The sequence below is a fragment of the Thiothrix caldifontis genome, assembly GCF_900107695.1.
Classification (GTDB): Bacteria; Pseudomonadota; Gammaproteobacteria; order Thiotrichales; family Thiotrichaceae; genus Thiothrix; species Thiothrix caldifontis.
This window is the reverse complement of the sequence record NZ_FNQP01000011.1, coordinates 21,439-43,155: the sequence shown is the minus strand read 5'-3', so window position 1 is coordinate 43,155 and position 21,717 is coordinate 21,439. Positions and strand designations below refer to the sequence as shown.

21 protein-coding genes are annotated in these 21,717 nt (G+C 50.7%); 12 read left to right on the top strand and 9 right to left on the bottom strand.

Annotated elements, in window-relative coordinates; genetic code table 11:
• Positions 1–5 precede the first annotated feature (5 nt).
• Positions 6–2,426 (bottom strand): penicillin-binding protein 1B, encoded by a 2,421-nt coding sequence (mrcB, locus tag BLV87_RS10490; RefSeq protein WP_093068477.1) that lies wholly within the window; start codon positions 2,424–2,426, stop codon positions 6–8.
• 50 nt (positions 2,427–2,476) lie between these two features.
• Here mrcB and BLV87_RS10485 point away from each other — a divergent pair, with 50 nt between their 5' ends.
• Genes BLV87_RS10485 through BLV87_RS10465 form a run of 5 tightly spaced genes read left to right on the top strand, consistent with a single transcriptional unit; the run spans position 2,477 to position 5,926 of the window.
• On the top strand, positions 2,477–4,078 hold the full coding sequence (locus BLV87_RS10485) for a bifunctional aminoglycoside phosphotransferase/ATP-binding protein (RefSeq protein ID WP_093068474.1): 1,602 nt from the start codon (positions 2,477–2,479) through the stop codon (positions 4,076–4,078).
• Positions 4,068–4,934 carry a hypothetical protein gene (locus BLV87_RS10480; RefSeq protein WP_093068472.1) on the top strand — a complete coding sequence of 289 codons (867 nt, stop codon included), beginning with the start codon at positions 4,068–4,070 and terminating at the stop codon, positions 4,932–4,934. Before BLV87_RS10485 ends, BLV87_RS10480 begins: the two co-directional genes overlap by 11 nt.
• An 8-nt stretch (positions 4,935–4,942) precedes the next feature.
• Positions 4,943–5,380, top strand: coding sequence for a type II toxin-antitoxin system RatA family toxin (locus tag BLV87_RS10475; protein WP_093068469.1), 438 nt, complete (start codon positions 4,943–4,945; stop codon positions 5,378–5,380).
• Entirely contained in the window at positions 5,367–5,678 is a 312-nt protein-coding gene (locus tag BLV87_RS10470) for an RnfH family protein (protein ID WP_093068466.1), read from the top strand. The genes BLV87_RS10475 and BLV87_RS10470 overlap by 14 nt, the downstream gene beginning before the upstream one ends.
• Entirely contained in the window at positions 5,678–5,926 is a 249-nt protein-coding gene (locus BLV87_RS10465; RefSeq protein WP_093068464.1) for a hypothetical protein, read from the top strand. The genes BLV87_RS10470 and BLV87_RS10465 overlap by 1 nt, the downstream gene beginning before the upstream one ends.
• A 9-nt stretch (positions 5,927–5,935) precedes the next feature.
• On the opposite strand, the gene BLV87_RS10460 is transcribed toward BLV87_RS10465, so the two are convergent.
• Positions 5,936–6,265 (bottom strand): outer membrane protein assembly factor BamE, encoded by a 330-nt coding sequence (locus BLV87_RS10460; RefSeq protein WP_093068461.1) that lies wholly within the window; start codon positions 6,263–6,265, stop codon positions 5,936–5,938.
• 67 nt (positions 6,266–6,332) lie between these two features.
• Between BLV87_RS10460 and fur the strand changes: the two genes are divergently transcribed.
• The gene (fur, locus tag BLV87_RS10455) at positions 6,333–6,749 is read left to right on the top strand and encodes a ferric iron uptake transcriptional regulator (RefSeq protein ID WP_093068458.1); all 417 of its coding nucleotides are present in this window, start codon (positions 6,333–6,335) and stop codon (positions 6,747–6,749) included.
• Between the two features lie 3 nt (positions 6,750–6,752).
• Here fur and BLV87_RS10450 read toward each other — a convergent pair whose 3' ends face one another.
• Both BLV87_RS10450 and BLV87_RS10445 read right to left on the bottom strand, forming a co-directional pair.
• The gene (locus BLV87_RS10450; RefSeq protein ID WP_093068455.1) at positions 6,753–8,534 is read right to left on the bottom strand and encodes a sensor histidine kinase; all 1,782 of its coding nucleotides are present in this window, start codon (positions 8,532–8,534) and stop codon (positions 6,753–6,755) included.
• Entirely contained in the window at positions 8,531–9,190 is a 660-nt protein-coding gene (locus tag BLV87_RS10445) for a response regulator (RefSeq protein ID WP_093068452.1), read from the bottom strand. The genes BLV87_RS10450 and BLV87_RS10445 overlap by 4 nt, the downstream gene beginning before the upstream one ends.
• Positions 9,191–9,547: 357 nt before the next feature.
• On the opposite strand from BLV87_RS10445, the gene BLV87_RS10440 reads away from it, so the two are divergent.
• From BLV87_RS10440 to hemE, 4 genes are all read left to right on the top strand, one after another.
• A complete protein-coding gene (locus BLV87_RS10440) occupies positions 9,548–11,236 on the top strand; it encodes a hypothetical protein (RefSeq protein ID WP_093068449.1) in 1,689 nt (562 codons plus the stop codon).
• Between the two features lie 142 nt (positions 11,237–11,378).
• A complete protein-coding gene (gene rpsU / locus BLV87_RS10435; protein WP_093068446.1) occupies positions 11,379–11,594 on the top strand; it encodes a 30S ribosomal protein S21 in 216 nt (71 codons plus the stop codon).
• A gap of 1 nt (position 11,595) precedes the next feature.
• Positions 11,596–12,042, top strand: a complete 447-nt coding sequence (locus BLV87_RS10430; protein WP_093068441.1) for a GatB/YqeY domain-containing protein — start codon at positions 11,596–11,598, stop codon at positions 12,040–12,042.
• Positions 12,043–12,083: 41 nt separating this feature from the next.
• Positions 12,084–13,154: a uroporphyrinogen decarboxylase gene (gene hemE / locus BLV87_RS10425; protein WP_093068438.1), complete on the top strand. Its 1,071-nt coding sequence runs from the start codon at positions 12,084–12,086 to the stop codon at positions 13,152–13,154.
• Between the two features lies 1 nt (position 13,155).
• Here hemE and BLV87_RS10420 read toward each other — a convergent pair whose 3' ends face one another.
• The 5 genes from BLV87_RS10420 to BLV87_RS10400 form a co-directional block, all read right to left on the bottom strand.
• Positions 13,156–13,782, bottom strand: a complete 627-nt coding sequence (locus tag BLV87_RS10420) for a response regulator (RefSeq protein WP_093068435.1) — start codon at positions 13,780–13,782, stop codon at positions 13,156–13,158.
• Between the two features lie 94 nt (positions 13,783–13,876).
• A complete protein-coding gene (locus tag BLV87_RS10415; RefSeq protein ID WP_139282158.1) occupies positions 13,877–15,925 on the bottom strand; it encodes a sensor histidine kinase in 2,049 nt (682 codons plus the stop codon).
• The gene (locus BLV87_RS10410) at positions 15,922–18,102 is read right to left on the bottom strand and encodes a sensor histidine kinase (protein ID WP_093068429.1); all 2,181 of its coding nucleotides are present in this window, start codon (positions 18,100–18,102) and stop codon (positions 15,922–15,924) included. Before BLV87_RS10410 ends, BLV87_RS10415 begins: the two co-directional genes overlap by 4 nt.
• A gap of 1 nt (position 18,103) precedes the next feature.
• Positions 18,104–18,769, bottom strand: coding sequence for a response regulator transcription factor (locus BLV87_RS10405; protein WP_093068426.1), 666 nt, complete (start codon positions 18,767–18,769; stop codon positions 18,104–18,106).
• Between the two features lie 113 nt (positions 18,770–18,882).
• Positions 18,883–20,646: an ATP-binding response regulator gene (locus BLV87_RS10400; RefSeq protein ID WP_093068424.1), complete on the bottom strand. Its 1,764-nt coding sequence runs from the start codon at positions 20,644–20,646 to the stop codon at positions 18,883–18,885.
• A gap of 202 nt (positions 20,647–20,848) precedes the next feature.
• Here BLV87_RS10400 and BLV87_RS10395 point away from each other — a divergent pair, with 202 nt between their 5' ends.
• The gene (locus tag BLV87_RS10395; RefSeq protein WP_245706991.1) at positions 20,849–21,301 is read left to right on the top strand and encodes a TlpA family protein disulfide reductase; all 453 of its coding nucleotides are present in this window, start codon (positions 20,849–20,851) and stop codon (positions 21,299–21,301) included.
• A 169-nt stretch (positions 21,302–21,470) separates the two neighbouring features.
• Complete coding sequence (locus BLV87_RS10390; RefSeq protein WP_093068418.1) at positions 21,471–21,707, top strand: hypothetical protein; 237 nt, start codon at positions 21,471–21,473, stop codon at positions 21,705–21,707.
• Positions 21,708–21,717 lie beyond the last annotated feature (10 nt).

Below are 21,717 nucleotides of genomic sequence, written 5' to 3'. Positions count from 1 at the left end.
TACTCTCATCGCATCAAATTATCGATCCAACCGGAGGGGTCAGGCCGTCCTGTAGGTGGTGCGGGCACTGGTGCAGCAGCAGGCGACGCAGGCGTACTAGGCACAACCGGCTCCACAGGTCGCGGCGGTGCACAATAATTGGTTTCCTGGGGTTGCGTGCCTTTGATAAAGGGGGTACGCACCGACTTGCCACACGCTGGATTAAACCGCAACCCAGTAGATTGATCAACATCAACCCAGACCAGACGTGAGGAACTGGCGACTTGCAGCGGTTTAGTCGGCAAGACCTTGAACAAGTCTGACCAGACTTTCAACGCCCCTGTACCACCAGTCATATTCGTAGGCTTGTTATCGTCACGCCCCACCCATACGGTAACGACATGCTGACCCGAAAAGCCTGCAAACCAGCTATCTTTTTTATCATTGGTTGTACCCGTTTTACCTGCCACTTTTTTCCAAGCAGGCAACGTAGAAGCCAGTTCTTTCGCTGTTCCTTCAACGGTCACACGGTGTAAGGCATAAGCCAATAAATCGGCGGCTTCCGGGCTGGCTACTTGCTTGACAGTCAACGGGTAACGGGTCAACACCTGACCACGCGGATTCATCACACTGCGAATCGCTTTCAGTGGCGAATAGGAACCACCCGACGCCAAGGTTTGGTACATTTGCTGCACATCAATTGGTGCCATTTCCAATGCACCGAGCAAAATGGAAGGATAAGCCGGTATTTCCTTCGCAATCCCCAAATCATGCAGCATTTGCACAATATTATCCAAACCAACCCCCACCCCAACCCTTACTGCCGGGGTATTACGTGACAGTGTAATGGCTTTAAGCAAGGTGACGGCTCCCATGTTGGAGCGGTCGTAGTTTTGCGGTTGCCAGAATTTCTTGGAACCCAGTTTCACCGTCACTGGCCCATCACTGATACGTGTCGCAAGGTTGTATTTTTTGGCGTTCTGCAATGCCGCTAAGTAAATGGCGGGCTTGACCAAGGAACCAATCTGACGTTGCGCCGTTAAAGCACGATTATACCCCGCATAACGGACATCCCTGCTGCCCACCAAGGCAATGACTTCACCGCCTTGGACACTGCTAATAATAAGCGCCCCATTGAGTTTACCCTTCGGAATACGCTCAGCACGTTCCAAACGCTGCACCCGATTTTGCAAGATGGTTTCAGCCGTTAACTGCACAATAGGCTCCATTGCAGTAAAGATCATCAAGCCTTGGCTACGGACATCCTCTTCCTTGTAATCACGCTGCAACTGTTGACGCACCAAATCCAGATAAGCTGGGAATGGGCTATTGCCAGAAGGTTTTTTCTCATTGACACCCAACGGTTGAGCCAGAGCATCCTGATACACGGCGGGGGTAATCACTTTTTCATTGAACATAACCTGCAATACCAGATTACGCCGCGCCAATGCCCGATCAGGGTGCAAACGGGGGTCGTAGTAGCCCGCCCCCTTCGCCAAACCAATCAACAAGGCAATTTGGTCAGGTTTCAATTCCCAAACCGGGCGATTGAAGTAAAACTGTGCTGCCAAACCGAAACCGTGGATCGCACGGTCGCCATCTTGCCCCAAATGAATTTCGTTCAGGTAGGCTTCCATAATATCTTGCTTGGTGTAGCGCATTTCCAGCAGGAAAGCCATGGTGGCCTCCTTGAGCTTACGATGCCAGCTACGTTCGTTGGTCAGATAAAAGTTTTTTACCAACTGCTGGGTCAGGGTACTGCCCCCCTGCACAGTGTGACCTGCCTTGAGATTAGCGACCAAGGCGCGGGCAATCGCCATCGGGTTAACACCTTGATGCTCGTAAAACTTTTTGTCTTCAACAGCCACCAAACCACTCAGCAACAGCGGCGGAACATCTTGTTGGCGCACCAATACCCGGTCTTCATTTTGACGTGGGTAGAAATTGCCGATCAATACCGGCTCCAAGCGCATAAGATCCAGCGGGCTTTTACCATCAGCATAAGCGAGCGTTGAAATCTTGCCGTCAGCAACACTCACATTGATACTACGCGCAGGTTCCTTGTCATCCGCAAACTGGAAACCACGGGTATTGATCACAAACTTACTGCCTTGCCGCTGGTATTGCCCGGTTTCAACAGGTTTATCAACGGAACGGTAATTAAGTAGCTTCAGTTCTTGCTCTAAGTGATCGGCAAATAATTGCTGCCCCTCATAAAGATCTAAAGGCCGCGCAAACACCCGCGCCGGTAACTCCCAACGCCGTCCTTCAAACTGCTCTCGAACTTTTTCGTCCAGCTCCAAGGCGTAGACAATCCCCAATAACAAACCGAGCACCAAGGCGACCAATAGCAGGATACGAAACACCCGCCCAAACAGTGTCATAGTAAACCATAACCCACTGAAGAAACGCCGCAATGCCGATTCCTGTTTTACTTCCTGACTCAAACTATTTTCCTGCTATGCTTATATTTTCGGGTCATATATAGAGACAAGGCATGTCCTCACATACATCCGACACTCTGTGGGCGGCGATGCGTAACCCCGCATTCTACCCCCATACAACACACAATATACAAGTAATTCACACCCACATCTCGACCATTTTCCTGACCGGCGAGTTCGCCTACAAGATAAAAAAGCCAGTCAACTTCGGTTTTCTAGACTTTACGCAACTGGCAGCCAGGCAACATTTTTGTGAAGAAGAAATACGCCTTAACCGCCGTCTTGCACCACAACTTTACCTAGAAGTTGTCCCCATTGTACAGATAGGCAACACTTACCAATTGGGTTCAGCAACACTGAATGCCGGTGGCACTGTGGTCGAATATGCTGTCAAAATGCGGCAGTTTGATCCCACTCAACAACTGGATCGCTTGCTGTCCGCTGGTTTGTTGGCTGTAGAACAAGTGGACAACATCGCCACCCGACTCGCCCAATTTCATCAGCAAGCAGAGGTCGCACCAGCAGAAAGCCCGTGGGGAAAACCCGCTAATATTCTCACACCCATGCAACAAAACTTCACGCTGTTGCGTCAACAATTATCTGACCCCGCACTTCTAAGATGCTTGAGTCTACTGGAAGATTGGACACAACAGGAATATTCCCGTTGCCATGCTCACTTATCCCAGCGTCAACAAAAAGGCCATATCCGCGCCTGTCACGGTGATTTACATCTGGGGAATATAGCCCTGATTGACGGTGAAATCACTTTTTTCGACGGTATTGAATTTAGCGAGGCGTTACGCTGGATCGATACCGCCAGTGACTGCGCATTCTTGTTGATGGATTTAGAAGACAAGGGCAAGCCCGCATGGGCACACCGCCTGCTTAATATCTGGCTTACGGAAACCGGGGATTATGCAGCTTTATCCATTCTGCGTTTTTACAAGGTCTATCGCGCCATGGTACGTGCCAAAGTCCATGCGTTGCGCCTCACTCAAGTTGAAGATACCGCTGCACGTGCCGATTGCTTACAACATTGTGTTAACTACCTGAATTTGGCTGCATCCTATACTCAAGCAAGTCATCCCGCGTTGTTGATTACACATGGCTTAAGCGGTTCTGGCAAATCGTGGGGCTGCCGTCCCTTAGTGGAACAACTAGGCTACATCCAATTACGTTCGGATGTGGAGCGCAAACGCCTCGCTGCCATGCAAGCCACCGAGCATTCTAGCGCAGGGTTGAACCAAGGTCTTTACAGCGATGACATGAGCATCCGCACCTATGAACACCTAGCGGAACTGGCAACGCTTGCCCTGCAAAGCGGCTACTCAGTGGTCATTGATGCCACTTTTCTGTCTATCGAGCAACGTCAGCGCTTTCGGACATTAGCCGCACAACAACACGTGGCATTTCTGATTCTGCATTTTAGTGGCACACCCGCCCAACTGGCAGCAAACATTACGCGCCGCCAACAAGCAGGCAATGATGCCTCCGATGCCGATATTGCTGTATTGCAGCAGCAATTAACTCATTACAAACCATTGCAGGATAATGAACCTTATGTAACAGTTCGTTTCAGTGAAAGTTTACCGTTAGCGAGGATTCAAGCACTGCTTGATTGCTCAGAAAAACATGGAGTTGAAAATGCACCTTAATCCTTTGTCAGTTTGCCTGATGACAGCCCTTTCCATTAGCCTCATCGGCACCGCTCACGCCGATACCAAATTAACCTATACCGATACAGGGTTTGCCCCCCAAGAACGCCAAACAGTCATCCAGATTCACGGCGATAAAGTCCGTATGGGGGAAGTGGGTAACGACATTTATTCTTTGTATGACGACAGCAAAAAAACCCTGTACACCGTCAACACCAAAACCAAACAATTCATTGAAACCACGCCCGACAAAATCCGCGAACGCATGACCAAAGTGGTCGAAATGCAAAATCAGTTCAAAGAAGAAATGAAAAAGCAAATGGCTTCTATGCCAGAAGATCAGCGCAAAGCCTTAGAAGAACGTATCCAGCAAAGCGAAGCAGCCATGAAAGCCCCTGCTCCTGCGATTAAGTTAGAAAAAACCGAGCGCAAAGAAACTATTCAGGGCATGGAATGCACTATTTCTACTGTCAAAATGGATGATAAACCAGTACGTGATGTCTGTATTGCAGGCGCTGGCAGTATGGATCCCGCCGATCACAAAATGCTCGTCACCATGTTTGAATACATGGATGGCATTGCGGTTGAATCTGCTAAAGCACAAGGAATGACCCCACCCTCCGAAGGTTCTGCCAGCCTACACCGTGAAGGTCTAGCTTTACGGATTCAGGCACTTCCCGAAGGGCCGCGTAGTGAACTTAGCAATTTATCCAAAGAAGCACTGGTAGATGCTGATTTCAGCGTCCCCACTGGTTTCAGCATCTTTGAACCTGCTGATGCTCCACCGCCACCAGCAGCGGCTGCACCAGCACCGACAACTGCCCCTGCACCAGCTCCGGCAACCACAGCACAATAAGTCTACACATGGCACACATTAGTCGTAGTGCATTAGTACCGTATAGCTCGGCGCAAATGTACCAACTGGTTGATGGCATTAAGCTTTACCCGCAGTTCCTGCCATGGTGCAGGACAGCGGTTGAACACCAACGCGATGCCGATCAAGTAAAAGCCAGTATTGAAATTGCCAAGGGAGCAGTGAACAAGCAGTTCACCACCCTCAATCGCCTGCAAAAAAACAAAACCATTGAAATGCGTCTGGTTGACGGACCTTTTCAACACTTACACGGTTTCTGGCGTTTTGATGAGTTGAAAGCAGGCGCGTGTAAAGTTTCACTGGATCTCGACTTTGAGTTTTCCAACAAGATTATTAGCCTCGTCGTTGGCCCGATATTCAACCAAGTCGCCAACACATTGGTGGATTCTTTTGTCGAAAGAGCGAAGAAAGTTTATGGAAACGCCTAATACCCTTCATATTGAAGTGGTTTACCCACTGCCTCATGAGCAATTACTCATGAAAGCACAAGTGCCAGAAGGCAGCAGTATCCGTGAGGGTATTCAAGCCTCCGGTATTTTGCAGCATTACCCAGAGCTCAATCTTGAAACACTGGAAGCAGGTATTTTCGGCAAACTAGCAAAATTGGATACAATCTTGCGTGAACGTGATCGCATCGAAATCTATCGCCCCTTGATTGCTGACCCTAAAACAGTACGCAAACAGCGTGCCGCCGAAGGTAAAGTCATGAAAAAAGGCGAAAGCTAATGCACGGCATGGTTCCCCCTGATCCTTCGGGTGAAGGCGTTTCACAAACGGCCTACGCCACGGTTTACATGCCCAAATTCAAAGCCAGCCGCAACCGATTTCCAGCCAGTTGCATTACCTTGTATGCAACCGCGCAGGAAGCCGTTGACGCAGCCTGTCATGATGACAAACGTTTTGCCGCCATGGTGCAAGGTCCCTCTAAATCTTCTGAAGGACAATACATTTTTTACTTGCGGCAGTGGCTATAACACCAGCGTTTATTTAGGTTTTACCTGAGCAGGTACCACCTCATTACGAATGTCACGCACCACACCATTTTGGAAAAACACTGTTAAGCTACTACGCTGTACAGTTCCATCGGGTGATTTTAGGTAAAACACATAATCCCAACGGTCTTTATGGAAATCATCCACCAGTAATGGCGTCCCCAGTGTATCTTGTACTTGCGCAGCACTCATACCCGGCTGCACCAGCGCCAGCTCCTCACTGGTGATATAATTACCCTGCTGAATTTCCATTTTGTACGAACTACAACCACCCAACAACAAAACGCTGGTAAGGGTAAGTGAAACGATAGGCTTTATCATGTTAGTCTTGCATTGTCCAAAGTAAACATGGGCATCATAATAGACTATTCACGATGGAGAGTGCAGGGTGGAAGAAAAGGATATTAAACGTGCTGGATTAAAGATTACTCAACCGAGAGTCAAAATTCTTGATTTATTAAGCAACTCACCAGAACATCATCTGAGTGCAGAAGATATTTATAAATCACTGTTAGGCAATGGTGAAGAAATCGGGCTAGCTACTGTTTATCGCGTACTCACACAGTTTGAAGCGGCTGGGCTTGTTAATCGCCATCACTTTGAGGGCGGGCAAGCCGTATTTGAATTGGCCACAGAAGAACATCATGATCATATGGTCTGCATGAAAACCGGCAAAGTCGTAGAATTCTATGATGAAATTATCGAACAACGCCAACGCGAAATCGCCAAGCTGCATAACTTCCGCATCAAAGACCATTCCTTGATTATCTACGGTGAGTTTTTAGCAGAAGAGAATCCGGCATAGTCACTACCGCAAGCTAATACGCACGCGGGTTCCAGAGGCTGCCAGATTAGGACTAATAACAAGCTGTGCACCAATACGCTCTGCGCGTTTACGCATACTCGCCAACCCTTTACCGGGTTGGTTAGTATCGGCAATACCGCGACCATTGTCAGCAATTTGCACGAAACTACTGCCGTCAGCTTCCATCCCGGTACTCACCGTGATCTTATCCCCGCCGCTGTGTTTGATGCTGTTGGTAATCGCCTCTTGCACAATACGCAATAATTGCAACGTTTTTTCCGCCCCGAACCCCGTTGGGGTGTCAATATCTTCTACCGCCCAGTGCAATTCAAACCCAGCCTGCTTGATCTTGCGCCGATTGCGACTGCGGAACATCCCCAAGGCCGTGGTAATGTCTTGTGAATCGAAATCCAGTGAATCAATGACCAAGCGCAAATCGTTAAGTGCATCCTGAATGTTTTCCTTAACCGCAGGTAATGCCGCATTGGGCTGTTCTAACATCGCCAAGGTGGAAACCAGATGCCCACCAAAACCGTCATGGATGTCACGCATAATACGCTCGCGCTCGTCCACCACCGCTTTTTCCTGCTCCAGCATCCGCATTTTCTGGTAATTGGCCGCTAAGGCTTGCTCACGCTCATCCACCAATTCCTCCAGATGGTGAGCGTAATACTGGGTTTCACGCAAACTCAGCACAAAACGCCGCACCAACAAAAAATACTGGCTCAGCAGTGTGAACAAAGCCGCAATATGCAGTAAATACGGGCGTGTCAGTTCTGCATTATCAAACACCCAAATATCATGAATACCAAAGACCAACATCGCAAAGCCACACAGCACAAACAACAAACGCTTGGTCGTTTGTTGTTCCCAATACAGTTGCACCACATACGCCAACACCAAAGCGAACAGAATGACCAAGAAGCCGTACCACACGCTATGGTAGCGTGCTTGGGTACCGGCTTCATAAGGCAATAAAAACAACGGCAACGCCAGTAGCAATGAAGCTGCCCATAAGTAACGCAGTGAGCGGCTATGCTGACGCTCCCCCTTTGCCCCCAACGGCATGTAGTAATAGATCATGGTCATGATCGACAGAATGCTCAAGCCAATGGTGAAAGGAATCAAGGCTGCCCATAAGCGATCACTGACGGGAATGTCACGAACTAGGTGATTGGTACTGTGTACTGCCCACAGCGCCGAGCCAAGCGCATACCACAGGTATTCCTTCCGATGTGGATAAAACAGCCAGATGCTGCCAATCAACAAAGCGGTAATCAGTAACACAATGACCACCGTTTTGACGACCCCCTGACGCATCAGGTTATTGTATTGCCAAGCGGTTTCTAAGGCAGCAGCAGGGCCGATGTAGGCATTAGCCATCCTAGCCGCACCGCGTGGTGCTGCCAGTTCAACGTGCAAATGATCACCGGGAAGCATGGCTCGCTGGTGCAGACGAAACAAGAGTGGGCGGTGTTTATTGCGGGCAATGGGGGTTTCCATGCTGCCACCTGTGCCGACAATATCACCATCGGGGTAACGTACCACCAGATTCTGACTCACATTGAGGATCAGTAACATCGGCTCATCAAGCGTAAGAACAGTATCCGGGATACGGATAGTTCCTTGGGTACGTGCTGCTCCCGGCTCATCCACACGCACAGCGGCGTGCCAACGTGGATCAGGCGCAAATACCAAATGATCCAATTGCAAGGTAAGCCAATACAGCAGTAACAGGTAAAGCGGCAACCACCAGAAAATCCGTAACCGCACCAAGTTATTCACAGCAAATGCCTCTTCACCGCCTCGTGCACCGCCTCCGCACGGGTAGTAATGTGTAACTTGCGGTAAATACTTTTAATATGCGACGTGACGGTGTGGTAGGAAATGTGTTTGAGGTCGGCGGCTTCCTGTGCAGTATAACCCTTGGCAATGAAACGGAGAATGTCTATTTCCGCTTTCGTCAGTTTGACTTCATCCGCTTCGGGGCGAAGACGTTTGAGCAGGTGGCTGGCAACCGCCGGGCTGATGGGCGCACCGCCTGCGCACATTTGCTGGATAGCCTGTACCACTTCCATCGAATCATCATCTTTGAGGATATAACCCGTTGCACCGGCTTCAATCGCGGTAATGACATGTTTTTCATCGCCAAATACGCTGATCACCATAATGTGGGTATCCGGGTATAAATGGCTGCTTAAACGAATCAAATCCAAGCCATTACCGTCCGGCAACCCAAGATCGGTGAGTAACACATCCGCCTGTTCACTGCGAATGACACTGCTGGCGCTGGTGGCATTGCTACACGCCGCAATCAGACGAAATGCAGGGTCAGTCGTAAACAGGGTCATGAAACGGTTGAGGACTAACGGATCGTCTTCCACAACAATGATGCTGATAGGTTTGTTCATAGCGGTGAGGTTTGGGTAGTGGCTGATCATCTAAGTCTAGCTGAGTTTAAGCCTTCGGTAGCTCGGTTGGTTATCACGCATACTGGGTATTTTTCTCGACATGCCTTTCACTAGGATGGGGGATTCGCGCTCTGCTAGTCAGGTGCTATTGTTGCTCATACGAACAGCGTGTATTGGGGAATACAACAATCTGCACCTTGACCGCCACATGGGTAACTGTGTGGCGGTTTTTTTATGGGACAGCCGTAGCAAACACCTCCCTTAACCTAGGGATAAGCCACCTGAAAAACCCCGTATTTGCGTTATTTTTTACCTCGCTAAAGCAACCGATAATGCAAGGGCAGGTCAACCTGCACCTTTCTCACCACTAATGCGAGGGCTTTCCGAATGGACTTACACCATGTGATAGACATTGCCCGCCCGGCATTGTCTGATTATTTGCTGAAATACCTGCGTAGCCGGGTAAATATTTTAATCGTTGTGGATAACGAAATTAGCCTGTCACCGGGGGCAAATGCCTTCGGGATTGAGCGCGTGATCCGTTTGCTGCGTGACACATCCGTTGGTTGTATGCACTTCCAGGTCGATGTTGGGGTACGTTCCAATGTACCCTTTAGCGTCGTTGCCAGTCCCGTTGGCACGGCGGCTAAATACCTTGGGTTCCGCTTTGACAGCACGCTACCTGCCGGTGGGCGGGTAATTGATGCGTATGATGAGGTATGGTGTTTCGGCTTCAAACCGGACAATTTCGGCGGTTCTGATGCAAATATCACTGCACCGGGTGCGTTACCTGCCAGCAATGCCGAATTAGCCGTGTTGACAACCTGGATGAATAACCGTAAAGGCGGGGTATTTGCCACTGGCGACCATGATTACTTAGGGGCTTCCATGTGTCACCGCATTCCGCGTGTCGGCACTATGCGGGCCTGGACGAATGCGCAAGGCGTGCCACCGATTGGTACAGCGTTGCGGATTGATACCAATCGCCCTGCCAATGCCGCAGAAATGGCAGGTACAGAAACCATTGAATTCGACCGTCAAAGCGATGCAGTACCACAACCTATTCAATGGAAGGCGTGGTTATCCTTCTCTTCTTCCCCTTGGCATATCCGTAAACGCCCGCATCCGGTATTGTGCCACCCGACCTTAGGCCCGATTGATGTGATGCCCGACCATGCCCATGAAGGGGTGGTGTTTGACCATGTGCCACAACCCGATGTAGGGTTAGCGGCTATCACCTTGGGCAATAACTACAATTTCGGGGCTGGGGTTACGGGGGCAGAATACCCGGCAGCAGGCGGGGTACAACCCCTGCCGATGGTCATTGCGCACGGAACAACCTTAGCTGACCCGCCCTTGCAGCACGCAAAAGGGGATTCGCCTGCCAAGCGGTTTGCCATGATCAATGTGTATGACGGTCATCGTGCCAATGTCGGGCGGGTAGCGACCGATTCCACTTGGCATCACTGGATGAATATCAATATCACCCAAATCGAAGCGGCTGGCGGTGCTAACTGGGAAAAGATCAAGCGCTATTACCTGAATCTGGCGGTCTGGTTAGCCCCACCGGAGATTCCGCGCCATTGCTTCTTCTTCCATACGCTGGAGAGCCTGTACTCTTACCCCGGCATTGAAGAATTCCACCCCAAAGTCAATCTGCTGGATGCCGGGCTGGTGTTCCGCAAACGCTTAATCGGATTGTATGGCTCATGCTGGGTCACACAATTCGTATTCGACTGGCTGGGTCTGTTAGACCTGAAGTTGCGGGAACGCTTGATTGAGCGCTACCTGTTGCTGCCGATGCCTAACCGCCCGATTCCGCCCCGACCTGACCCTTGCCTGAGTTGCCCGCCGCCGGAGATGTTCGAGGCAGTGGTATTGGGCGGTGCTATCCGGGCGACGTCAGCCGCCTTGTTCGCCAATGGTGGGAGCTTAGAAGCCGGGCTAAAACTCATGCTGGAAATGAAGCCAGAGCGTTTGGAAAAACACCTGCTGGAAGGGACGACTGAAGGCTTGAAACAACTTCAGGCACTTTCCTCCAAGTCTTGCGAGGAAACCAGACACTTGTTTGGCTAACCAGCAGCATTAACAAGGCGATACAGTGGGGGCAAGGTTGCCCCCACTACTTTTACCCGTCGTCTACTTATTGTTTTGCATTTAGCTGGCAGGCGGGTATAATCTCGCGCTTTACTCAATTGTGGATTTGAGACAGATTTGTATGCCTAGTGTAAAAGTACGTGATACCGAACCTTTTGAAGTTGCTCTGCGCCGTTTCAAGCGCACCTGTGAAAAAGCTGGCGTTGTAGCTGATGTCCGCGCCCGTGAATTCTATGAAAAGCCTACCTCTGTACGCAAGCGTATGCGTGCTGCGGCTGTTAAGCGCAACCTGAAGCGCATTTCCCGTGACCTAAACCGTCGCGTGCGTCTGTTCTGATATGAGCCTCAAGGCACAAATCACCGAAGACATGAAAACCGCCATGCGTGCGCATGAAAAGGCGCAGCTTGGTGTTATCCGTCTGATTCTCGCTGCGATTAAGCAGCAAGAAGTGGATACGCGCACTGAGATGGACGATACCGCCGTGTTGGTGGTGTTGGACAAAATGTGTAAACAGCGCCGCGAATCCATCCGCCAATACAGCGATGCAGGCCGCACCGATTTGGTCACTCAGGAAGAATATGAACTGGGCATTATCCAGACCTACCTTCCGCAACCCCTCAGTGCTGCCGAATTGGATGATCTCATTCAGCAAGCTGTTACTGAAACTGGCGCAGCATCTGTGCGTGATATGGGCAAAGTCATGACTTGGCTGAAACCCAAAGCGCAAGGCCGTACCGACATGGGGCAAGTGAGCGGACTCATCAAGACCCGCCTCGGCGGCTAACACCCGCCAATCTTCTACGCATTTAGTTCAGGGGTGTCGATATGACCGAACTCAAAAACGACCGTTTTTTACGCGCACTCCTGAAACAGCCGGTTGATACCACGCCCATTTGGATCATGCGTCAAGCCGGGCGTTATTTGCCTGAATACCGTGCTACCCGCGCTCGCGCTGGCAGTTTCATGGATTTGTGCAAAAATGCCGACCTTGCCTGCGAAGTCACCCTACAACCGCTGGAGCGTTACGCGCTGGATGCAGCAATCCTGTTTTCTGACATCCTCACCGTTCCCGATGCAATGGGCTTAGGCTTGTATTTCTCGGAAGGCGAAGGCCCGCGTTTCACCAACCCCGTGCAAAGCATGGCAGATATTGAAAAAATCGGCATCCCCGACCCTGAAGGTGAATTGCAGTACGTGATGAATGCAGTACGCACCATCCGCCGCGAACTCGATGGTCGTGTTCCCCTGATCGGTTTCACCGGCAGTCCGTGGACGCTCGCCACGTACATGGTGGAAGGCTGTTCCAGCAAGGAATTCGCCAAAATAAAAGGCATGTTGTATGACACCCCCACAGCCCTGCACTTGCTGCTGGACAAGCTCGCGGATAGCATTATCCTGTACCTGAATGCGCAAATTGCAGCCGGTGCACAAGCGGCAATGATCTTTGATACGTGGGGCGGCTCGTTGACACCCGCTACTTACCGCGAATTTTCACTGCGTTACATGCAGAAAATCGTTGATGGTGTGACCCGTGAAAACGACGGGCGCAAAGTTCCCGTTATCCTGTTCACCAAAGGCGGGGCGCAATGGCTCGAACCAATGACGGAGACGGGTTGCGATGGTTTGGGGCTGGATTGGACGATTAATATTGCCGAGGCACGCGCTCGTGTGGGCGATAAAGTTGCACTGCAAGGCAATATGGATCCTTGCGTATTGTATGCCTCACCGGAAGTGATTCGTCAGCAAGTGGCAGATATATTGGCGGGTTACGGGCAAGGTTCTGGGCATGTGTTCAATCTGGGGCATGGCATTCACCAGCATATCGACCCGGAAAAGGTGGGCGTACTCGTGGATGCCGTGCATGAACTGGGCAAGCAATACCACACTACTGCCTGAGTCACAGAATTCCCAAGCGCTGCGCCTCCATCACACACGCCAGCCGATTGTGGACAGCTAATGCCGCAATCAGCTTGGAGACGTGAATCTTAACGGTGGATTCGGCAATGTCCAACGTATCTGCCATCGCTTTGTTGGACAAACCTTTTTCCATCAACTGCAAAATATCAAACTGGCGGTGACTGATACCAACACTGGCAGGTGCAGTGGTGGCGCGTGCCGGAAAATGGATCACTTCCGCCGACGTTGCCGGAAAACACGGGTTGCCCGCCATCACTTGATGGATCACATTGAGCATCGTTTTTGCGTCTGACGATTTTGGGATGTAGCCCATCGCCCCTGCCGCCATCACTTGTTGCACCTTAGCTCGATCTTCTGAGGCCGATACCACAATCAGCGGTGCGGTCACCAACCGCTCATGCAATACCCGCATAAATGCAAAGCCATCCAGCCCCGGCAGTTTTAAATCCAGTAAAATCAAATCGTAGCATTTGCCACTGTCAATAAACGCCAATGCCCGCCCTACACTGTCAGCCATCTGGACAAACACATGGTTGCCCAGCCGCAATAACACCTGTCGCATCGCTTCGGCAAATAAAGGATGATCATCAAGGATTAGGATATTCATCTTCATGCTCCCTTCCCCCTCCGTTATCTTTCTCGCAAGTCCTTCTGTTTATCAGTCGAGTGTAGCTCTATCGCTACGCCACAACCTCACCCGTTCAGGTGAAATTCAGTGTACATGTCGCCGTTAACTGCGGGTTATCCGCCGCCCTCACACTCAGGTTTAACTGGTCGCCCACCCGCTCGCAATGCACATCAAGCTGGGCCACAGCGGGTGATTGCAGCAAGCGCCTAGTGGTATCGCGCACAAACAGCAACAATTCCACCATTTGCCCCGGCCGCAGTTCCAAGCCTTCTAAGGCCGGGTCTACCCACCAATGCAGTTGCACCCCTGCTGCTTCCGTGCGCTCAACCGTTTCAGCCCGCCAATCCGCTAAGTATTCACCCAATAAAAACGGCGCTTTATGCAACGTCAAATTGATAATGTCACGCAAGGTTTGCAGGGATTCCTGTGCCGCCTGCCGATGACGCGGCGTAGGCAGGGTATGGGAAAGCGTCAGCAATTTCGCCCCCACTGTGTCATGCAGGTCGCGCATAATGCGGGTTCGCTCCATCAGCACGGCTTGCTGGCGCGTGTCGCTGGCGTTACTGGCAATGCGGGCAATCGCCAGCAATGACGCAACCGTTTTGAGGTCAGCCCGACCGAACAGCCGCATCCCCTGTTGCTTGCCCGTCAAACGCAAACTCGCATCGCCGTACAAATTAGGCACATCCAGATGCAGACCGTTTTCCGCCAAGGTCGCTGCGGCTAAAGCCTGCGGTTGCCGCGTGATATGCAAGGGCTGAAAGCGGGTACTCAACGCCATTTGCCAACGTTGCCCAAATGCCTCACGCGACACTGCACTGCCCATCAAGGCACTGAACGTCGGCAAAAAATCCTGCACTGATTGACTGTCCAAGGGCATCAGTTTCCCCAGCAGCCATTGGCGTAGCGGGAAATACACAAAGCCCGCCACAATCACCGCAAACCCCAAAGAATAAACGTGTGACGTGTGCAACAGCCCCACCAATACAATGTCGATCACACCCACCAAAATGCCGCCCAACAACCACAGCCACACCTTGAACCACCACTGTTCCACCTCAAACAAACGGTAGCGCAACGTCGCAATGCCCAAACCCACAAAGACCACTGACCCCAATACCCGTGACATATCCTGACTCACCAAAGGCTGCATGTTCAGTAATAACGGCAACACGTAGAGAAACATGATAGGCAAGAAGGGGAAAATAATCGAAAACTGGGTAATACGCGCAATGGTACGGTTAATGGGATCAGCCCGACTACTGCGCACCTGCTGATAACTGAAAACCAGTGCCATCATAAACGGTGGAAACGACTGCCACAAAAAATTGTGAATCGGTAAATCAACCCATGCAAACTGAAAATTCAGGATCAACACGAGTGAAATTGCCCCCAATACATAAAACACCCGATTATTCTGAATGACGGGATTCGGGTATTTAGCAAATAACACATTAAACGCTAGGATATAAACATTCAAACTCATGACTTCCAGCAATGCCAGCCATTCCGCACTACCCCCTGAAAATGCCAGCTCTTTGCTGAGATGAAGTGTCCCCAGCATGAAGAAAATATAATGCCCGATACTGCCCATTAACAAGGCGCGTGTTGCCACTTCCCCACGGCGGTATCCCCACACAAATGCGCCCACCAGAGGCACTAACATAAAAATACCCGAAAATACCCAAAAGCCACTGGGCAATGCCGATAACGGCGTGGTTTGTGCAGGCATCACGGCATAATCACGCCCCTGATTGTCCCGCAACACCACCGGACTACCGTTGCTTAATACGCGATGGATGGTAGTTTGATTCGCCAGATACGCCTGATAATCCGCATGGGTTTTGCTGAAAAAAGCAGGCAGAAACAAGGTTTGAGTCAGTGGCACTTGCACCTGTCCCTGTTGAATAGTGGTCAACACCACCCCCGCTGATACCACGCCTGCTGCCGGTGAACCTGCCGCGGCCGCTTTGACCTGCACAAAACCGGAAGCAACATCCGGCGCAACCCGTATCCCCAACCAAGGCTGATGCAGCAACAGGAAGAGTGCAGCGCCCTCCACCAACATTCCCAATAACAGGGTCAATACCGTGACATGCCAAGGGTGCAAGCGTTGCATCATTCGTACCTCAGCAGGGGTATCAAGGCATCCAGCCGCACATAACCTTGTGGCGCAAGGTGTTGGATGTGCCATTCGCCGTGCAAAGTACGCATCCGCGCTGCCATGCCGCTCATCCCCGTTCCGGCTTGCCAAGTGTCGGGTGGCTGAATTTTACCATCGTTGCTGATACTGACTTGCAAGCTCCCTGCCTCACGCGCAAAACGCACGGTTAAGCGCGAAGGTTGCGCGTGTTTGAGGGCATTCGTCACCGCTTCCCGCAAAAATTGTGTCAACTCCAGCGCTTGCTTGGAGGACAGTTCACCCTGCTGCAAACCGTCGTCGACCTGCCAATCGAGTTGCACGGCGGCGGCAGCGGTGCGGTGTGCGATTTCTACCTGCCATGCCTGCAAATGTGCTTGCAGGCTAAAGGGGTCGGCTTGCAGCGACAGTTTTACGGTGGCATCCAGTGCTTGCAAGGCGTCTTCGGTGGCTTCACGGTGTTCGGCTTCGGGCAAGTCATCCGCCAAACGCCGCAGCTTTGCACCGACTGTGGCGTTTAAATCGTGCAACAAACGTTCACGCTCCTCGCGTACTGCTTGTTCACGGGCATCGCTGGCATTGCGTGCCATGCGAGCAATGTCCAGCAAGGCTGTCACCGTTTTCACGTCGGCTTTGTTGAACAAACGCGAAGCCATTTGCTTGCCACTCAGTTGGTAAACGGCAGCACTGGTGAGCGCAGGCACGCGCAGGCTCAGACCGTTGCCCTCCAGTTGCGGCTGGGTCAAGGTCGCTACTTGCCGTGTCAGGTGTTGCGGGGCAAACCGCGCTTGCAGCAATGCTTGCCAACCCTGCTCAAACGCTTCGGACGAATCTGCCGCTGCCAACGACGTGCTGAATAGTGCCAAAAAGTCTTGCAAGCTCTGGTTTTCCAGCGGCATCCACTTGCCAAGCAACCACTGGCGCAGCGGGAAATACAAAAACCCCGTCAGCACTACCGACAAGCCCAGCGCATACAATTGCGGCGTATTCAGCAAGCCAATCAGCAGCAGATCGACCAACACCACCACGCAACCGCCCAATAACCACAGCCACGACTTGAACCACCAATATTCCACCTCAAACAAACGAAACCGCAAAATCCCGATAGCCAGTCCGATAAAGGATGTTCCTCCTAAAATCTGAGCAAAATTTTTGTTAAGCCAAGGTTCTTGTCCGAAGGCAATCGGCAGTATGTGTAACAAAATAATGGGGACAAAGGGCAGAGTCATCGACAACTGTATGATTCTGGAAACTGTGCGTTCAATTGGATCATGCAGACTTCGCTTAACTTGTATTTGACTTGCAATCAAACCAAAACCGAATGGTACAACAGACTGCAAAGCCAAATAATACTCAGGCAATGCAAACCAAGAAAAATAAAAGTTCACTGAATAAAAGGAATGCAATGCCAAAAAAACCACTAAAAACTTATAAGGAAATAACTTATGCGGATACAATGACATCAATGTAAATATGGACGGTATATAAATATTCAGAAAAACCAATTCTACAATTAATAAAAATTCTGTTATTTGCCTATCAAAGAAAAACTCTTTGGCAAAATTGAGTGTTCCAACAAAATGAAACCCATAACACCCTACTCCCGCAAAAAACAAGAAAGCCACGCCTCGCGTATTAGGCTTATAACTCCAAACAAACGCACTCAATAATGGAATAATCGAAAAGGTAGCGAGAAAAACCCAGAAGTACACTGGGATTGAATGAAGCGGTGTTTGTCGTTGGGGAATAAGTACGTATTGCTGGTTATTCTGATCAGTCAGCGTCAATAACTTACCTGAAACCAAACCCTGATTGATATTGACTTGATGATTGAGAGAAATTTCATACGTGCGGTAGTTTTGTTGGAGAAAAGCGTACATGAACAAGTTTGAGGTCAGTGGAATCTTCTCATCTGCCACGGTTAAACTGGTCAGGATTACGCTGACCGGAATATTGCCATCCGCCGGTGAACCGGGGTCAACCGCGACGACCCGCACAAACCCCGACGCCGTATCTGGCTCTAAGCGCAATCCCGTCCAAGGCTGTTGCAGCAGGGTATAAACCGCCGCACCTTGGGTCAGCACGATGAATAACAACGTTAGCAGCATGACGCTGGCGGGTGATAATGCCAGTTTTTCCCGCCAATCTGCTACTACCATGTCACAACTCCGTGCTGATCAATCCCATCCGACAGGCTTCCAACGCCGCCTCTGCCCGACTGGAGATATTGAGCTTGCGGTAAACATTACGCACATGCGTCGCAATGGTGTTATCCGACACATGCAGCAATTCACTCACTTCACGGCGGCTCAAGCCTTTGCCAATCAGCACCAACACCTCAACCTCGCGGGATGACAAGCCCTCCATCGGCAACACCGGCTCAACCGCAACCGGCACAGCACTCCCTGCCCCGTTAAAATATTGCAGCACCTTCCGCGCCACTTTCGGCGACAACGGCGGATCACCGCGCAAAATACCCTGCAACTTATGGATGAACTGATCTTCCGGCAAATCCTTGAGCAAATAACCGCTCGCCCCCGTCTGCAACGCACTTAGAATGTGTTCCTGATCATCCAAAATACTCGTCACCACCACCGCAGCCTGTGGCGATGCCTGCAAAATCAGCGGAATCAAACTCAAGCCATTGCCATCAGGCAAGCTAATATCCACCAACGCCAAATCCGGGCGCAATTCCGCCAAACACGCCCGTGCCGTGCGGCAATCCCCACACACTGTTACCCGAATCCCCGGAAACGCTTCACCCAAAAGACCCCGGAGCCAGATACCCGTTTCGGCAATATCTTCCACCACTACTGCTGTTTGCATACATACCCCTGCTGTTACCACTTTGCCGTCGTGTTATTGTAGTGATCCCTCTGCTGTCAATGTTAGTACACTTAACACCAACGGGGGCAGTATTTGGACAGAGTGCAAGGTTTTCAGCCGAATGCCGCTTGTTTCAACAATTGATTCATGACCGTGCGCAAGCGACTCGGCGCAACCGGCTTGTGCAGCAAATACAAACCGCTTGCCCTGGCTTCCCGCAAACGCTCTTCGCTGGTATCGCCGGTAATCAGCATCGCGGGAATGGCACGCTGGCAATATTGCCGCACCGCCGTAATCGCCTCCGCGCCGGTTTTGCCTTCACGCAACCGGTAATCCGCCATGATCAAATCCGGTTGCAGCCCGGTCTGGTTAATCTTTTCCAAGGCTTCGGCGGCGGATTCGGCTGTGATCGTCAAACACCCCCAACTTTTCAACAAGAAAGCCATGCTGTGGAGGATTTCACGTTCGTCATCAATCACCAATACATGCACGCCCGCAACATGCACCGTACTGGCAACCGACGGCATTTGATACAGCAAGCTGACATCCCCTTGCGGCACGTCCAGCGCAAAGGTTGAACCACTGCCGACGCGGGATTCGCAGGTTAAGGTTAAACCCAATAAATCGGCGAGTTTTTTGACGATGGCCAAACCCAGCCCCAAGCCTTTACTACGGTCACGCTCAGGGTTATCAAGTTGATAATACTCATCAAAAATATTTGCCTGCTCGTTGGCAGGAATGCCGATCCCCGTATCCTGCACCGCAATCCTAACAGCATCGTTAGCCGTTGCTTGGCACGTCAGGGTGATACTACCGCGCTGGGTGTAACGCACCGCGTTTGCCAGCAAATTGCGCAAGATACGCCCCAACAGCAAGGGGTCTGTGAAAACGGTCAAATTCGGGCAGTCTAACAGCAGGCTGAGGTCTTTTTCAGCCGCATGAGTTTTGAACTCTTCGTGCAAAGGCTGCACAATTTCAAGCAAGCGGGTGTGATTGAGCTGCACTTCGACAATTCCGGCATTCAAACGCGACACATCCAGCAGGCTGTTGAACAGGTTGGAAAGCGCATCATTGGTGCGGCGCAATGCCTGCAAATGCGCCACGCCTTTGGGGTGGACGTAGGTTTCAATCGCATCCAAATACAAACCTTGCGCGTGCAATGGTTGGCGCAGGTCGTGGCTGGCGGCGGCAAGGAATTTGTCTTTGGCGAATACCGCTTGCTCGGCAATTTGCTGATTTTTTTCGGCAACGGCTTTTTCGGCTTCAAGATGGGTAATCAACGCCATATTCTCGAAACGCAGGCAAATAGATTCACGGATAATACGGCTGTAGGTCAGGCAAATAAGGCTACTCACCAAAATAAAAATCAGAAAAGCAAACGCCATCACGTTGTAAAGCGACTCCCCAACCTGAAGTATCCTAAACATCAGCAACAGCGTCATTGGTAAAACATAAGCAACAAAAGCGGGAAATCGCGGGGCACTGGTCGCACTGGCAGACGCAATCAAACCGCCATAAAAACACAACACAAACAACGCGACATCCGGTTTTTCGATCACAAATAAACTGAGGAAAATCAGTCCCCACAATGTCCCTGCTAAAAACATCGCAATGCTGAAACGTTTTTCCCAATAACGGGGGTCGACGGTAGCCTGCTGCTTTTGTGCCCGTTGAAACTGACGACCATCGAGGTAACGCAACAGCATTAACAGCATAGCGCCCCCCCACAGCACCCATTGCAGCGTGCCAGCTTCCGACCAAGCCACCCAAATGATACAAACCAACACAAACACATTGCCGGGAATCACCACATTCAGATTGCGGTAAAGCAGCTTGACTTGTTCGAGGTGGAGAGTAGGGTTAGGTTGGGTTGTCATGGCGGAATCCTGTGGTGTGGCGGGCTTTATTCTGTTTATAGGCGATTATTAACCGAACTGAATAATACGAAAGTAGCATTGCCCTGCTTTACGCATTAGCTAACATCAGGGAGACGAGCGAATACCAAACCGTGAGATTACCCCCATGCATAACATGAAACACCAATGGATTAGCGTCCTGTGTCTATGCCTGATACCCCTGATGGCATCAGCCTATGCCATGACGGATATGAATGATAAACCCACCAATATCCAAACATTGGTTGGCAAGGGCAAATGGACAGTCGTTGAAATCTGGGCATCCGATTGCCGCATGTGCCAACTGAGCATTCAACACATTGTCAATTTCAAAACCGCCCACCCGGAGGTGGATATTGTCGGGATTTCTGTGGATGGCACGCAAGGCAAAGCCGATGCACAAACCTTTATTGGGGAACAGCACCTGACATTCCCCAACCTGCTAAGCGACAAGCAGGAAATGGATCAATACTTGTTTGCCACAGCCGAGAAAAACTTTATCGGCACACCCACATTCTTATTCTATGACCCACAGGGAAAATTGCTGACGGTACAGGCAAAAGCATTGACGGAAAAAGAATTGAGCGGGTTTATTGATAGTCAGGGTTCGCAGCCGGAAATAGCAGAACCTTGCTGAATTTTTGGTGTTACTGGACATAATCATCAAGCATCCCGATAAGCACGTGCTAAACCATGATTGACGGTTTCCAGTAGTAATACGAAAGTCGTATTGACGAACAACCTTAGTCGGCTAGATTGAAGCTAATCAGTGAATATTCCTGATCAATAACCACCGAGGAATTACCATGAAAACCTTAACTTTACTCGTGTTCATATCCATTTCTACCGCTGCATGGGCAACATGGAGTCCGTGGTATTCCGGCAGCACCAAAGCCGAAGCCACCGCCAATGCCTTAGCCGGATGCGAAGCCCATTATGGGGAAAGTTGCGTCATCGAATCCTGTTATGTAAAAAATTATGTGTGGTGGTGTGCAGGCAAAAAAGCCTATTCCTATCATGCACCTTCTGCCCCCGCTTATTAATTAACTGAGG

Bases quoted from the DNA above. Each gene is read 5' to 3' on its own strand.
- BLV87_RS10485 (WP_093068474.1), top strand. From the start codon at position 2,477: ATGTCCTCACATACATCCGACACTCTGTGGGCGGCGATGCGTAACCCC.
- BLV87_RS10480 (WP_093068472.1), top strand. From the start codon at position 4,068: ATGCACCTTAATCCTTTGTCAGTTTGCCTGATGACAGCCCTTTCCATT.
- BLV87_RS10475 (WP_093068469.1), top strand. From the start codon at position 4,943: ATGGCACACATTAGTCGTAGTGCATTAGTACCGTATAGCTCGGCGCAA.
- BLV87_RS10470 (WP_093068466.1), top strand. From the start codon at position 5,367: ATGGAAACGCCTAATACCCTTCATATTGAAGTGGTTTACCCACTGCCT.
- BLV87_RS10465 (WP_093068464.1), top strand. From the start codon at position 5,678: ATGCACGGCATGGTTCCCCCTGATCCTTCGGGTGAAGGCGTTTCACAA.
- BLV87_RS10460 (WP_093068461.1), bottom strand. From the start codon at position 6,265: ATGATAAAGCCTATCGTTTCACTTACCCTTACCAGCGTTTTGTTGTTG.
- BLV87_RS10445 (WP_093068452.1), bottom strand. From the start codon at position 9,190: ATGATCAGCCACTACCCAAACCTCACCGCTATGAACAAACCTATCAGC.
- BLV87_RS10440 (WP_093068449.1), top strand. From the start codon at position 9,548: ATGGACTTACACCATGTGATAGACATTGCCCGCCCGGCATTGTCTGAT.
- rpsU (WP_093068446.1), top strand. From the start codon at position 11,379: ATGCCTAGTGTAAAAGTACGTGATACCGAACCTTTTGAAGTTGCTCTG.
- BLV87_RS10430 (WP_093068441.1), top strand. From the start codon at position 11,596: ATGAGCCTCAAGGCACAAATCACCGAAGACATGAAAACCGCCATGCGT.
- hemE (WP_093068438.1), top strand. From the start codon at position 12,084: ATGACCGAACTCAAAAACGACCGTTTTTTACGCGCACTCCTGAAACAG.
- BLV87_RS10420 (WP_093068435.1), bottom strand. From the start codon at position 13,782: ATGAATATCCTAATCCTTGATGATCATCCTTTATTTGCCGAAGCGATG.
- BLV87_RS10415 (WP_139282158.1), bottom strand. From the start codon at position 15,925: ATGATGCAACGCTTGCACCCTTGGCATGTCACGGTATTGACCCTGTTA.
- BLV87_RS10410 (WP_093068429.1), bottom strand. From the start codon at position 18,102: ATGGTAGTAGCAGATTGGCGGGAAAAACTGGCATTATCACCCGCCAGC.
- BLV87_RS10405 (WP_093068426.1), bottom strand. From the start codon at position 18,769: ATGCAAACAGCAGTAGTGGTGGAAGATATTGCCGAAACGGGTATCTGG.
- BLV87_RS10400 (WP_093068424.1), bottom strand. From the start codon at position 20,646: ATGACAACCCAACCTAACCCTACTCTCCACCTCGAACAAGTCAAGCTG.
- BLV87_RS10395 (WP_245706991.1), top strand. From the start codon at position 20,849: ATGGCATCAGCCTATGCCATGACGGATATGAATGATAAACCCACCAAT.
- BLV87_RS10390 (WP_093068418.1), top strand. From the start codon at position 21,471: ATGAAAACCTTAACTTTACTCGTGTTCATATCCATTTCTACCGCTGCA.